The sequence below is a fragment of the Streptomyces sp. SCA2-17 genome (genome assembly GCF_044336695.1).
Window position 1 is genome coordinate 2,244,071 of sequence record NZ_CP117521.1, and the last position, 13,494, is coordinate 2,257,564.

At 71.3% G+C, this 13,494-nt stretch carries 8 protein-coding genes; 2 read left to right on the forward strand and 6 right to left on the reverse strand.

Translation table 11 applies throughout. The features are described 5' to 3' along the window. Window positions 1-48: 48 nt before the first annotated feature. The gene (gene manB, locus PS271_RS10010) at window positions 49-1,128 is read right to left on the reverse strand and encodes a mannose-1-phosphate guanylyltransferase (protein ID WP_398381609.1); all 1,080 of its coding nucleotides are present in this window, start codon (window positions 1,126-1,128) and stop codon (window positions 49-51) included. A 129-nt stretch (window positions 1,129-1,257) separates the two neighbouring features. On the opposite strand from manB, the gene PS271_RS10015 reads away from it, so the two are divergent. Next, window positions 1,258-1,845, forward strand: coding sequence for a GtrA family protein (locus PS271_RS10015; protein ID WP_398381610.1), 588 nt, complete (start codon window positions 1,258-1,260; stop codon window positions 1,843-1,845). Here PS271_RS10015 and PS271_RS10020 read toward each other — a convergent pair. The 4 genes from PS271_RS10020 to PS271_RS10035 form a co-directional block, all read right to left on the reverse strand. After that, window positions 1,773-3,044 (reverse strand): hypothetical protein, encoded by a 1,272-nt coding sequence (locus PS271_RS10020; protein ID WP_398381611.1) that lies wholly within the window; start codon window positions 3,042-3,044, stop codon window positions 1,773-1,775. The two genes, PS271_RS10015 and PS271_RS10020, sit on opposite strands and share 73 nt — an antisense overlap. Before the next feature lie 133 nt (window positions 3,045-3,177). After that, window positions 3,178-8,166: an NAD-glutamate dehydrogenase gene (locus PS271_RS10025; protein WP_398381612.1), complete on the reverse strand. Its 4,989-nt coding sequence runs from the start codon at window positions 8,164-8,166 to the stop codon at window positions 3,178-3,180. A gap of 342 nt (window positions 8,167-8,508) precedes the next feature. Beyond that, window positions 8,509-9,180, reverse strand: coding sequence for an HAD family hydrolase (locus tag PS271_RS10030; RefSeq protein WP_398381613.1), 672 nt, complete (start codon window positions 9,178-9,180; stop codon window positions 8,509-8,511). A gap of 76 nt (window positions 9,181-9,256) precedes the next feature. After that, complete coding sequence (locus PS271_RS10035; protein WP_398381614.1) at window positions 9,257-9,760, reverse strand: DUF6912 family protein; 504 nt, start codon at window positions 9,758-9,760, stop codon at window positions 9,257-9,259. Between the two features lie 298 nt (window positions 9,761-10,058). On the opposite strand from PS271_RS10035, the gene PS271_RS10040 reads away from it, so the two are divergent. Next, window positions 10,059-10,547, forward strand: coding sequence for an Rv3235 family protein (locus PS271_RS10040; protein WP_398381615.1), 489 nt, complete (start codon window positions 10,059-10,061; stop codon window positions 10,545-10,547). Window positions 10,548-10,618: 71 nt separating this feature from the next. Here the strand turns inward: PS271_RS10040 and secA are convergent, their stop codons facing one another. Beyond that, window positions 10,619-13,435, reverse strand: coding sequence for a preprotein translocase subunit SecA (secA, locus tag PS271_RS10045; RefSeq protein ID WP_398381616.1), 2,817 nt, complete (start codon window positions 13,433-13,435; stop codon window positions 10,619-10,621). Window positions 13,436-13,494 lie beyond the last annotated feature (59 nt).

The window sequence follows — 13,494 nt, forward strand, 5'->3', positions numbered from 1 at the left end:
AGCACCGCGGACAGCAAGGAGGGGCAGGAAGAGAAGGGTGGGAAGGGCTCAGGCGGCGGAGAAGCGGATGGCCGCGTCGGGGATGGCCGTGCCGCACCAGATGCGGGCACCGTCGCACAGCTCGTTGTCGGCGCCGACCTCCGCGTGGTCGCCGATCACCACGCCGTCGAGGGCGGTGCGCGGGCCGACCCGGGCCCCCTGGCCGATCATGCTCGCGCGGATCCGGGCGCCGGCCCCGATGCGGGCGCCGTCCAGGACGACGGACCCGTCGACCTCGGCGCCCGCCGCGACGTGCGCGCCCGCGCCGACGACCGTGCCGCCGGTCAGCACGGCGCCGGGCTCGACGCGGGCCCCGGGCAGCAGCAGGTGCTCGCCCGGCTCCCCGGGGACGGCGGGCGAGCGCACGACGCCCCGGACGAGGTCGGCCGACGCCTGCACGAAGGAGGCGGGGCGGCCGAGGTCCAGCCAGTACGAGGCGTCGACCACGCCGTGCAGCAGCGCACCGGAGGCCAGCAGGCCGGGGAAGGTCTCGCGTTCGACGGAGACCGGGCGGCCGGTGGGGATGGTGTCGATGACGTCGCGCCGGAAGACGTACGCCCCGGCGTTGATCTGGTCGGTGACGATCTCCTCGGGGCGGCGCGGCTTCTCCGTGAAGGCCAGGACGCGCCCGTCGGCGTCGGTGGGGACGAGCCCGAAGGCCCTGGGGTCGGCCACCCGGGTCAGGTGCAGGGTGACGTCGGCCTGCGCCCGTTCGTGGCGGCGCAGCAGGCCTCTGATGTCGAGCCCGGTGAGGATGTCGCCGTTGAAGACGAAGACGGGGCCGGCGGGGCCGGTGGTGAGGGCGTCCGCCGCGCTGCGGATGGCGCCGCCGGTGCCGAGCGGCTCCTTCTCGGTGACGTAGGTCAGGCGCAGGCCGTGGGCGGAGCCGTCACCGAAGTAGGGCTCGAAGACCTCGGCGAGGTAGGAGGTGGCCAGGACGACGTGGCGGACGCCTGCGGCCCGGGCGCGGGCGAGCTGGTGGGCGATGAAGGGCACCCCGGCGGCCGGGACCATCGGCTTCGGCGTGTTGAGGGTGAGCGGCTGGAGCCGGGTTCCCTTGCCGCCGACGAGCAGTACCGCCTCTGTCATGCCACTGTCCTCGCCGTCGTCATCGCACTGTGTCAGTTTTTGCGGCAATTTACACTACAATCGGTTCTCTACGACAAATGTCTGCTTTGCGTGGCGGCCATACCGGGACGACCGTAATGGGAGAGGCCCTTGCGACCCCTGCGTTCCTTGCGACCAGCAGCAGCACCGGGGCTCGCGGCCCTCGGCCGGGAATTCGCCAAGTTCGGCACCGTGGGCGGCCTCGGCATCGTCGTCAACCTCGCGGTCTTCAACCTCTGCCGCACGGTCACCGGGCTGCCGGTCGTGCGCTGCAGCGTGATCGCCACGGTGGTCGCCATCGCCTTCAACTACCTGGGGCTGCGTCACTTCGCCTACCGGGACCGCGACAGGAGCCGGCGCAGCCGCCAGGTCGCCCTCTTCGCCGCGTTCAGCGCCGTCGGGCTGGTGATCGAGAACGGGGTGCTCTACGCGGCCACGTACACGTTCGGCTGGGACACCCCGTTCCAGAACAACCTCTTCAAGTTCCTGGGCATCGGCGCCGCCACGCTCTTCCGCTTCTGGTCCTACCGGGCGTGGGTGTTCAGAGCGCTGCTCCCCGACGGCTCCGGCGGCTCCGGAAAATCCGGCGACTCCGGCGACCCTGGCGACTCCAGCGGTCCCACGGATCACGGCGATCCCTCGAACAACACGAGCAACCCCGCCGCGTACCACCCCGAGACCACCGCACCTCCACCGTAGAGACACACCCGCACCCCTAGCGGAGCACGCGCGAGCGGCCTCGCCGCCAACAGCAGCAGAACCGGCAGGAACGGCAGCATGAAGCGTGGCTTGGACAGCGGCGAACCCGGCGTTCCCACTATCAGCACCCACGCCAGCGCGACCGTCGCCACCAGCGGCCACGGCACCCGCCGGTCCCGGACCAGCGCCCACACCCCGACCGCGCCCAGCACCAGCACCGCGATCACCGCGGCGGTCCGCAGGTCCGCCATCCGCCCGGCGTGCCGGTACAGCAGCATGTCCTTCAGCACGTGCGCCGTTCCCGCGCCGAAGTCGAACGACTGTCCCCACGCGCGCTCGGCCTCGAACCAGCCGTCGACGCGCCCCACCTTGCTCCCCAGGAACAGCCAGCTCGCGAGTATCCCCAGCGGGGCCGTCAGCACGGCCACCCAGGCCCGCCAGGCACGCCGGGCGCCCCGCTGCTGGATCAGCTCCCACCCGGCCGCCAGCCCCACCGTGCCCACCAGCACCGACGCGGACGGCCGCACCGCCCCCGCCACGGCGCACAGCGCCGCCGCCGCCAGCCAGCGGCGCTCCAGCACCGCCAGCAGCGTCCAGATCAGCGCGGCGCTGAAGACGGCCTCCGAGTAGGGCACCCACAGCGCGAACGCGTACGGCGAGCACGCCCACAGCGCCACGCACGCGTACCCGGCGCCCGGCCGCCCGCCGACCGCCCGCACCAGCCGGAAGACGCCCGCAGCCGCCACGGACGCCGCCGCCCACGACACCACCACCCCGGCCCACACCATGGGCAGCGCCGTCACCACGTGCACCGCCCGGATCAGCGCGGGCACGAGCGGGAAGAACGCCAGCCTGCTGAACTTGGGCTCACCGTCCGGGCCGTAGGGAATCTCCCCCGGATAGCCGTGCTGCGCGATGTGCAGGTAGTGGCCGCTGTCCCAGCGGCGCAGCACCATCTCCGGGGTCCGCCCGAAGTGCCGGCTGACCAGCAGCATGACCGTGAAGCCGACGGCCGCCACCACCAGGTAGAGGGCCACCGCACGGGCGGTCCGGTAGCGGGCGTACGCCGGTGGGCCCGGCCGGGCGGGGCTCCCGGCGGCAGGCTTCCCGGCGAGGGCGGGAGCGGAGACGGAAAGGGCTGCTGAGGAGGGGGACGCGGACCCCGAGGGGTCGGACGTCAACCGGAAAACGGCCTTCATCCGTCCCTCATAGCACGGCAAAAGGACGACCCCGGGGGATTTGTCCCCGGGGCCGTCCCTTGTTCACTCCGGCGTCAGCGGTGCGTCATTTCTTCTGCGGTTCCGCGCGCCGGCGCGCGGAACCGCGGACCCGTCAGCTGTGCGTCCGCAGTAGGGTGCGCATCGTCCGCATGGCGACCGACAGGTTCGCCAGGTCGAAGGCGTCCGACCCGCGGATCTCGTCGAGCGTGGTGCGCGCCCGGCCGAGGATCGCCGCGTTCTTCTCCTCCCAGGAGGCGAAGCGCTGCTCCGGCGTCGAGGAGCCGTTGCCCACCGAGAGGATGTCCGCGGTGAGCGCGGCGTGCGCCGCGTACAGGTCCTCGCGGATGGAGGCGCGGGCCATGGACTGCCAGCGGTCGGCCCGCGGCAGCTCGATGATCCGGTCCATCAGCTGGGTGATGTGCAGCCGGTCGGCGAGGTCGTAGTAGACCTCGGCCACGTCCAGCGGCTCCTTGCCGGCGCGGTCGGCGACCGCGACGACGTCCAGCGCCGGGAAGACGGAGGAGAAGCCCGCCACGCGCACGGCCAGCTCGTCCGGCACCCCGGCCGCCACCAGCTCGTCGTGGATGCCCTGCCACCACTCGATGTCGGCGCCCTTGAGCAGCTTGGGCAGCTCGTCCCAGACCTTGGCGACGCCGTCGTGGAAGAACTCGATCGTCCCCGCCAGCTCCAGCGGCTGCGGCCGGTTGTTGAGCAGCCAGCGGGTGCCGCGCTCGACCAGGCGCCGCGAGTGCAGCCGGATCCGGGTCTGCACGTCGGCCGGGACCACGTTGTCCAGCGCCTCGACGGCGTCCCACACGGAGCCCAGCTCGAAGATGGCGCGGGCGGCCGTCTGCGCCCGGATGATCTCCTCCAGCGAGGCCCCGGTCTCCTCCCGGAGGCGGTGCAGGAAGGTGGAGCCGCCGCTGTTGACGGTGTCGTTGACCAGGACGGTCGTGATGATCTCCCGGCGCAGGGCGTGCGCGTCGACCTGCTCGCGGCAGCCCGTGGTCAGCGGCTGCGGGAAGTAGGCGTGCAGCAGCCGCTCCAGGTACGGGTCGTCGGGCAGCCCGGTGGCGAGCAGCTCCTCGGCCGTGGTGATCTTGATGTAGGCGAGGAGGACGGCCAGCTCCGGCTGGGTCAGGCCGCGGCCCGCGGAGAGCCGCTCGCGGATCTGCCGGTCGGTGGGCAGGAACTCCAGGGCCCGGTCCAGGTGACCGTCCCGGCCGAGCCGGCGCATGATCCGCTGGTGGGCGTGGAGCAGGCTGGGGGCCTGCTCCACGGCGTTGGCCAGGGCCACGTTCTGCGCGTAGTTGTTGCGCAGGACGAGCTCGCCGACCTCGTCGGTCATCTCGGCGAGGAGCTTGTTGCGCTGCTTGACGGTCATGTCGCCGTCGGTGACGAGCGCGTTGAGCAGGATCTTGATGTTCACCTCGTGGTCGGAGGTGTCCACGCCGGCGCTGTTGTCGATCGCGTCGGTGTTGATCCGGCCGCCGTTCGAGGCGAACTCGATCCGGCCGAGCTGGGTCAGGCCCAGGTTGCCGCCCTCGCCGACGACCTTGACGCGCAGGTCCTGGCCGTCGACGCGGATGGCGTCGTTGGCCTTGTCGCCGACGTCCGCGTGGGACTCGGTGGAGGCCTTGGCGTACGTGCCGATGCCGCCGTTCCACAGCAGGTCGACCGGCGCGCGCAGGATGGCCTTCATCAGCTCGGCGGGGGTCATCTTGGTGACGCCCGCCTCGATGCCGAGGGCCGCCCGCACGTGCGCGTTGACCGGGATCGACTTCGCGCTGCGCGGGTGGATGCCGCCGCCCGCGGACAGCAGATCCTTGTTGTAGTCGGCCCAGGACGAGCGGGGCAGCTCGAACAGGCGGCGGCGCTCGGCGTAGGAGACGGCCGCGTCCGGCGTGGGGTCGATGAAGATGTGCCGGTGGTCGAAGGCGGCGACCAGGCGGATGTGCTCGGAGAGCAGCATGCCGTTGCCGAAGACGTCACCGGACATGTCGCCGACGCCGACGACCGTGAAGTCCTCGGTCTGGGTGTTGTGGCCCAGCTCGCGGAAGTGGCGCTTGACCGACTCCCAGGCGCCGCGGGCGGTGATGCCCATGCCCTTGTGGTCGTAACCGGCCGAGCCGCCGGAGGCGAAGGCGTCGCCGAGCCAGAAGCCGTAGGACTGGGCGACCTCGTTGGCGATGTCCGAGAACGTCGCGGTGCCCTTGTCGGCGGCGACGACGAGGTAGGTGTCGTCCTCGTCGTGGCGGACGACGTCCTTGGGGGGCACGACCTCGCCGCCGACCATGTTGTCGGTGATGTCGAGGAGGCCGGAGATGAAGGTCTTGTACGAGGCGATGCCCTCGGCCAGCCACGCGTCGCGGTCCACGGACGGGTCGGGCAGGCGCTTGCCGACGAAGCCGCCCTTGGCGCCCACCGGCACGATGACGGTGTTCTTCACCATCTGGGCCTTGACCAGGCCGAGGATCTCCGTGCGGAAGTCCTCGCGGCGGTCGGACCAGCGCAGGCCGCCGCGGGCGACCTTGCCGAAGCGCAGGTGCACGCCCTCGACGCGCGGCGAGTACACCCAGATCTCGAAGGCCGGGCGGGGCGCCGGCAGCTCGGGGATGGCCTGCGGGTCGAGCTTGACGGACAGGTACGGGCGGGGCAGGCCGTCCGCGTCGCGCTGGAAGTGGTTGGTGCGCAGCGTGGCCTTGATGACGGTGAGGAAGGCCCGCAGGATGCGGTCCTCGTCCAGGCTCGCGACCTGGTCCAGGGCGCCGTCCAGCTCCTCCATCAGGCCGTCGATGAGCTCGTTGCCGGCGCGCTGGAGCGCGGGCGACATCCGGGCCTCGAAGAGGTTGACCAGCAGGCGGGTGGTGTGGACGTTGTTGCTGAGGGTGTCCTCCATGTACGCCTGGCTGAACGGCCAGGCGGCCTGCCGCAAGTACTTGGCGTAGGCGCGGAGCACCATGGCCTGCCGCCAGTCGAGACCGGCCCGCAGCACCAGGTTGTTGAAGTTGTCGTTCTCCGCGGCGCCGGTCCACACGGCCGCGAAGGCCTCCTGGAAGCGGGTGCGGGCGTCGTCGCCCTCGATCCGCTCGGGCATGCGCAGCCCGAAGTCGTAGATCCAGGCGGTGGTCCGGTCCGAGCAGCGCAGCTCGTACGGGCGCTCGTCGACGACCTCGACGCCGAGGCGCTGGAGGACCGGCAGGACGGCGGAGAGGGAGACCGGCTCGCCCGTGCGGTAGATCTTGAAGCGGCGCTCGCCGGGGGCCGCGCCGACCGGCTCGTAGAGGCTGAGCTCGAAGTCGCGGTCACCGCCGGCGGTGGTCAGCTTCTCCAGGTGGCCGAGGTCCGCGACGGCGGCGCGGGGGGTGTGGTCGGCCTTGTAGCCCTCGGGGAAGGCCTGCCCGTAGCGGCGCAGCAGCTCGGCGGCGCGCTCCTCGCCGGCCTCGGCGGTCAGCGTCTCCGCGAAGCCGTCCGCCCAGGAGCGGGCGGCCTCGACGAGGCGGGCCTCGATGCGGTCGGCGTCGGCGTCGGTGAGGTCGGGGAGGGTGGCGCCCGGGGCGACGCGGATGACGAAGTGCAGCCGGGAGAGGACCGACTCGGTGTTCCAGGCGGTGAAGTCGACGCTGCTGCCGCCGAGCTCCTCCTTGAGGATGTCGATCAGGCGCAGCCGCACGCCGGTGGTGTAGCGGTCGCGCGGGAGGTAGACCAGCGCCGAGTAGTAGCGCCCGTACTCCTCCTGGCGCAGGTACAGCCGCAGCCGGCGGCGCTCCTGGAGGTAGAGCACGCTGGTGGCGATGGAGCGCAGCTGGTCGGAGTCGATCTGGAAGAGCTCGTCGCGCGGGTAGGTCTCCAGGATCTGGAGCAGGTCGCGGCCGTCGTGGCTGTCGGGCGTGAAGCCGGCGTCGGAGAGGACCTTCTGGACCTTGCGGCGGATCACCGGGACGCGGCGCACGGACTCGGTGTAGGCGGCGGAGGAGAACAGGCCGAGGAAGCGGCGCTCGCCGGTCACGTTGCCGTCGGCGTCGAACTTCTTGACGCCCACGTAGTCGAGGTAGGAGGGCCGGTGGACCGTGGCGCGGCTGTTGGCCTTGGTCAGGACGAGCCGCTTGTGCTCGCGGGCCTTGGCCCGGGCGTCGGCGGGCAGCCGGTTGAACGACGGGGACGCCGGGCGCGGCAGGTGCGAGTGCGGGCCGTGGTGGTCCTCGTCGTGGTGCGAGGGGTCGGAGCGCAGGATGCCGAGGCCGGTGCCGGGGACGGCGCTGAGCACGTCCTCCTCGGTGCCGTCGGTGGCGACCTTCGTCAGCTCGTACTCGCGGTAGCCGAGGAAGGTGAAGTGGTCGGCGGCGAGCCAGCGCAGCAGCTCGCGGGCCTCGGTGGTCTCCGAGGAGGGGACGTCCGCCGGGGCGGGCTCCTCGGGCAGGGCGTCGGCGATGCGCAGGGCCGCGTCGCGCATCTTGGACCAGTCCTCGACGGCCTCGCGGACGTCGGAGAGGACGCGCAGCAGGTCGGCGGCGATCTGCTTGAGGTCGCCGCGGTCGGTCTCGCGGTCGATCTCGACGTGGATCCAGGACTCGGTGACGGCGTCGTGCGGCAGCACGGCGTCCTTGCCGCTGCCGTGGGCGTCGCAGCTGGATCCGAGGACCTCCAGGAGGCGGCCGGTGACGTCACGGCGCACGACCATCTGCGGGTGGATCACGACGTGGATGCCGCGGCCCTGGCGGGAGAGCTCGTTCGTCACCGAGTCGACCAGGAAGGGCATGTCGTCGGTGACGACCTCGACCACGGAGTGGCTGCACTGCCAGCCGTTCTCCTCGACGGTCGGGGTGTGCACCCTGACGTTGGCCGTGCCCTGGGGGCGCGTCTCGGCGAGGCGGTAGTGGGAGACCGCCGCGCCGTAGACGTCGACCGGGTCGCGACCGGCCAGGTCCTCCGGCGCGGTGTGCAGGTAGTAGCGCTGGAGGTACGCGGTCAGCGTCTCCGGGTCGAGCCCCGCCTCGCTCTTCCGCCCCGTCGGTTGCTGCCCCCCGGCCGGGCTGTTCTCAGCGACGCGGGCCGCCCGCTCCAGCAGCTCTGCCTTGGCTTCGTCCAGCTTGGTCTGCATGTCCTCTGGCTCCTGTCGCGCGCCGTTGCGTGACATAGGTGGTGAAGGCATCACGCCGCGACACGGGGTCTCCGGTCGTCTTCGACGGTATGCCGGAATGAGGGGTGACAGGGACGTTCGTGGCCAACTTCATGGGAGTGACCACCATGGGACGCGCCCCGCCCGAGCGAACAGCGGCTCCCCGGGTGCCGTAGCACTCCGGGCGCAGGACAGGGGCGCCGTCGCCCCTGCTGGATATCGCGCTGATCACCTGGTAAGGCTATCGCTCTTCCCGTGGGAGACGTCATGAGCCGTTTGTGTACAAAACCCGGACCCGAACTTTGACACTCTGCACAGCGCGCATCAGCCGACGAGTCGCTCCGCCTCGGCGACGGCCTCCACCAGCGTGTCCACGACGGGCACCCCGGCCCCGACGAGCCCGGCGCGGTGGTGCGAACCTCCGGTGTACAGCACGGCGTGCGCCCCTACGTGAGCCGCCGCCACCGCGTCGTCCAGCGCGTCGCCGATGACGACCGTGCGCCCGGCGGGTATGCCCTCCAGGCCGGCGAGGTGGCGCGCCATGTGCTCGGCCTTGCTGCCGCCCGAGGGGCCCGTGCGGCCGTCGACCCGGACGAATCTGCGCTCGATGCCGAAGGTGCGCACGAGCGGCAGCAGGTCCTCGTGCCCGTACATGGACATGATCGACTGGGTGCCGCCGCCGTCCTGCCAGCGCTCCAGCAGCGACTCGGCGCCCTCCGCGAGGCGGCAGCGCAGGTGGTGATCGTGGTAGTGCCGCTGGAAGACCCCGTCCATGTGCTCCCACTCGGCCTCGGTGGGCAGCCGGCCCATCAGCCGCTCGTAGAAGCGCGGGATGGGGACGCAGTACAGCTCGCGGTACCGCTCCAGGGAGATCGGCTCCAGCCCTATCTCCGCGAAGGCCGCGTTCGTCGCCGCCATGACCGCGTCGATGTCGTGGAAGAGCGTGCCGTTCCAGTCCCAGACGATGTGCGCCCCGCGCGCCCCGTGCTTCCCCATGCGAAAACTGTACGGGTCCCCTGTGACAAAGCCCCTGACCTGCGGCTCCGCCCACTGCCGGCGGGCGCCGCGGGCGCTAGACCAGGTTGGGGATCTCCTGCACGCCGAACCACATGAGGTCGTGGTCCTCGGCCCCGTCGACCGTGAACCGCGCGTCGTCGTCGCCGCGGTCCGCGGCACCCAGCGCGGCGGCGGCCGCCGCGACGTCCTCCTCGGCGTCGCCGGAGTCGACGTGCACGGCGGCGGCCTTCGACAGCGGCACGGGGGCCGAGAGCCGCACCTCGCCGTAGGCGGCCTGGTCCAGCCCGCGCTCGGGGTCGGTGGCCACGGCGCCCTCGGGCACGTCGACGGCGACGACCACGCGGCGGCGCGGTGCCTCCGGGTCGGCGGCGAGCAGGCGCAGCGAGCCCTCGGCGGCGCGGCCCAGGGCCGCGTACTCCAGCTCCTCGACGTCGTCGGAGCGGTACCACTCGCGCAGGGCCGGGGTGACGGCGAAGGCGTCCAGCGGGGCCGGGCCCAGCGCTCCCGCCTTGTGCGCCTCGGCGAGACCGGGGAGGGTCAAGGGGACGTAGACGCGCATGACCGCCGCTTTCCTTCGGTTCCGGGGATTTTCGACTGCGTGATCAGCATACGGGCGAGGGTCCCCCTTCGAAGTGCAGGTGAGGCGCGTGCGGGCGGCTCCGCGGCGCCCCGGGTCACGGCGCGTGCCGCCCGGCCGCCCCGTACTCCCCGCGAGCCCCCCGAATAGGTGAACCGCCGACGGGCCGTGCGGCCCGGTCCGCCGTCCTTGATGGCCCCCGGCCCCCTCGATAGAAGATCACCGACGGAAGCTACTGCCCGGTAATCCACCGGGCCCGGCGGCACAGGGGGCGATCACCATGAACAGGGCGACCGGAAGCAGGATCACCGGCAGCAGGCCGGCCGGGAGCAGGCCGGCCACCCGCAGCACCAGGCCGGCCGGAACCGCGCCCCCGCGCCGCACCGACGCCCGGCGCCCGCCCCACGCGGCCCCCGCCGCCGCACGCCGCCGCGACCGCGAGCGCCTCCCGCGCTACTGGTTCGCCGAACGGCTCCTGCTCACCCTCAGCGGCCAGCGCCCCGTCCACTGGATGCTCGGCCACACCCTGGGCGCCGCGTACGACCAGCTGGCCGCCCTGGCCCCCTACGCGCCCCTGCTGCCCGCCCCGCCGGGCCGCAGCCCGGCCGTACGGCACTGCGACGAGTTCCGGCCCTCCCCCGGCGTCATCGAGGCCTTCGCCAGGATCACGGCGGGAGACCGGCTGCTCGCCCTCGCCTTCCGCCTGGAGCGCTGCACCGACCAGCGGTGGCGCTGCTCCGCCGTCGAACTCGGCGGCGCCCGGCGCTGACACACGAAAGGCGGGGCGGGCCCCCCGGATCACCAGGAGGTCCCGCCCCGCCTCACCACCCGTAGCCGGGTTCACTTCTTACGGCGCCGCCCACCGCTGTTCTTCTGCGCCTTGCGGCGCTCGGCACGGGTCATGCCGTCCGCCGCGGAGCGGAACTCGCCGGTCTCGTCGCTCGCGTAGTCGGTCTCGATCGTGCCGCCCGCACCGTCCACCGTCGGCGCGGAGAAGTGCAGCCGGTCCGGCCGCTGCGGCTGTGCGAGGCCCTTCGCCCGGATCTCGGGCCGGGCGGCGGGGATGGTGTCCTGCACCTTGTCCAGGGACGGCGCGGACTCCTCGACCGGCACCTCCTCCAGCTGCTGGTCGACCTGGACCTCCAGGTTGAACAGGTAGCCGACGGACTCCTCCTTGATGCCCTCCATCATGGCCTGGAACATGTCGAAGCCCTCGCGCTGGTACTCCACCAGCGGGTCCTTCTGGGCCATGGCCCGCAGGCCGATGCCCTCCTGGAGGTAGTCCATCTCGTAGAGGTGCTCGCGCCACTTGCGGTCCAGTACCGACAGGACCACGCGCCGCTCCAGCTCACGCATGATGTCGGAGCCCAGCTGCTCCTCGCGCGCCGCGTACTGCTCGTTGATGTCGTCCTTGATGGACTCGGCGATGAACTCGGCCGTGATGCCCGCGCGGTCGCCCGCCGCCTCCTCCAGCTCCTCGATGGTGACCTTCACCGGGTAGAGCTGCTTGAAGGCGCTCCACAGCCGCTCCAGGTCCCACTCCTCGGCGAAGCCCTCGACGGTCTCCTGGCGGATGTAGTCGTCGATGGTGTCGTCCATGAAGTGCTGGATCTGCTCCTTGAGATCCTCGCCCTCCAGGACGCGGCGGCGCTCGCCGTAGATGACCTCGCGCTGGCGGTTGAGCACCTCGTCGTACTTCAGGACGTTCTTACGCGTCTCGAAGTTCTGCTGCTCGACCTGGGACTGCGCGGAGGCGATGGCCCGGGTGACCATCTTGTTCTCGATCGGCACGTCGTCGGGGACGTTGGCCATGGCCATCACGCGCTCGACCATCTGGGCCTTGAACAGGCGCATCAGGTCATCGCCCAGCGACAGGTAGAAGCGGGACTCGCCCGGGTCGCCCTGGCGGCCGGAACGGCCGCGGAGCTGGTTGTCGATGCGGCGGGACTCGTGGCGCTCCGTGCCGAGCACGTAGAGGCCGCCGAGCTCCTTGACCTCCTCGAACTCGGCCTTCACCGCGGCCTCGGCGCGCTCCAGAGCGCCGGGCAGCGCGGCCGCCCACTCCTCGACGTGCTCCACCGGGTCGAGGCCCATCTGGCGCAGCTCCGCCTCGGCGAGGTCGTCCGGATTGCCGCCCAGCTTGATGTCCGTACCGCGGCCGGCCATGTTCGTGGCGACGGTGACGGCGCCCTTGCGGCCCGCCTGCGCGACGATCGAGGCCTCGCGCTCGTGGTGCTTGGCGTTGAGGACCTCGTGCTGGATGCCGCGCTTGGCGAGCTGCTGCGAGAGGTACTCGGACTTCTCCACGGAGGTGGTGCCGACCAGGATCGGCTGCCCCTTCTCGTGCTTCTCGGCGATGTCCTTGACCACGGCGTCGAACTTGGCGACCTCGGTGCGGTAGATGAGGTCGGACTGGTCCTTGCGGACCATCGGCCGGTTGGTCGGGATCGGCACCACCCCGAGCTTGTAGATCTGGTGGAACTCGGCGGCCTCGGTCATGGCCGTACCGGTCATGCCGGACAGCTTGTTGTAGAGGCGGAAGAAGTTCTGCAGGGTGATCGTGGCGAGCGTCTGGTTCTCGTCCTTGATGTCCACCCCTTCCTTCGCCTCGATGGCCTGGTGCATGCCCTCGTTGTAGCGGCGGCCGGCGAGGATACGGCCCGTGTGCTCGTCGACGATCATGACTTCGCCGTCCATGACGACGTAGTCCTTGTCCTTCTTGAAGAGCTCCTTCGCCTTGATGGCGTTGTTGAGGTAGCCCACAAGAGGGGTGTTGACCGACTCGTAGAGGTTGTCGATGCCCAGCCAGTCCTCGACCTTGGAGACACCGGCCTCGTGGATGGCGACCGTGCGCTTCTTCTCGTCGACCTCGTAGTCGCCGGTCTCCTCGACGCCCTTCTGCGGGTTGGCCGGCTCGCCCTTGGTGAGGCGGGTGACCAGCTTGGCGAAGTCCCCGTACCACTTGGTGGCCTGGTCGGCCGGGCCCGAGATGATCAGCGGCGTACGGGCCTCGTCGACGAGGATCGAGTCGACCTCGTCGACCACGGCGAAGTTGTGCCCGCGCTGGACCAGCTCGTCCTGCGACCAGGCCATGTTGTCGCGCAGGTAGTCGAAGCCGAACTCGTTGTTCGTGCCGTACGTGATGTCGCAGCCGTACTGCTCGCGGCGCTGCGCCGGCGTCATGTTCGCCAGGATGCAGCCGACGCTCAGGCCCAGGAACTTGTGGACCCGGCCCATCATCTCGGAGTCGCGCTCGGCCAGGTAGTCGTTGACGGTGATCAGGTGGACGCCCTCGCCCGAGAGGGCGTTCAGATACGCCGGGAGGGTGCCGACGAGGGTCTTGCCCTCACCGGTCTTCATCTCGGCCACGTACCCCAGGTGCAGGGCGGCACCGCCCATGAGCTGGACGTCGTAGTGACGCTGGCCGAGGACGCGCTTGGCCGCCTCGCGGACGGTCGCGAACGCCTCGGGAAGGAGGTCGTCCAGGCTCTCCCCGTCGGCATAGCGCTGCTTGTACTCGTCGGTCAGGGCGCGCAGCTCGGCGTCGGAGAGGGTCAGGAAGTCCTCTTCGATGGAATTGACCTGGTCCGCGATGCGGTGCAGCTTGCGCAGGATCTTGCCTTCTCCTGCACGCATGATCTTGCCGAAGACGGACACGTAGGCTAGCTCCTTGCCGGTCGGGCCTGGCACCGGTTCTCCCCCGCCGTGGGCAGGGG

What these genes read in the sequence shown, in the direction of transcription:
- manB (WP_398381609.1), bottom strand. Translation starts at nt 1,128, where the DNA reads ATGACAGAGGCGGTACTGCTCGTCGGCGGCAAGGGAACCCGGCTCCAG.
- PS271_RS10020 (WP_398381611.1), bottom strand. Translation starts at nt 3,044, where the DNA reads ATGAAGGCCGTTTTCCGGTTGACGTCCGACCCCTCGGGGTCCGCGTCC.
- PS271_RS10025 (WP_398381612.1), bottom strand. Translation starts at nt 8,166, where the DNA reads ATGCAGACCAAGCTGGACGAAGCCAAGGCAGAGCTGCTGGAGCGGGCG.
- PS271_RS10030 (WP_398381613.1), bottom strand. Translation starts at nt 9,180, where the DNA reads ATGGGGAAGCACGGGGCGCGCGGGGCGCACATCGTCTGGGACTGGAAC.
- PS271_RS10035 (WP_398381614.1), bottom strand. Translation starts at nt 9,760, where the DNA reads ATGCGCGTCTACGTCCCCTTGACCCTCCCCGGTCTCGCCGAGGCGCAC.
- PS271_RS10040 (WP_398381615.1), top strand. Translation starts at nt 10,059, where the DNA reads ATGAACAGGGCGACCGGAAGCAGGATCACCGGCAGCAGGCCGGCCGGG.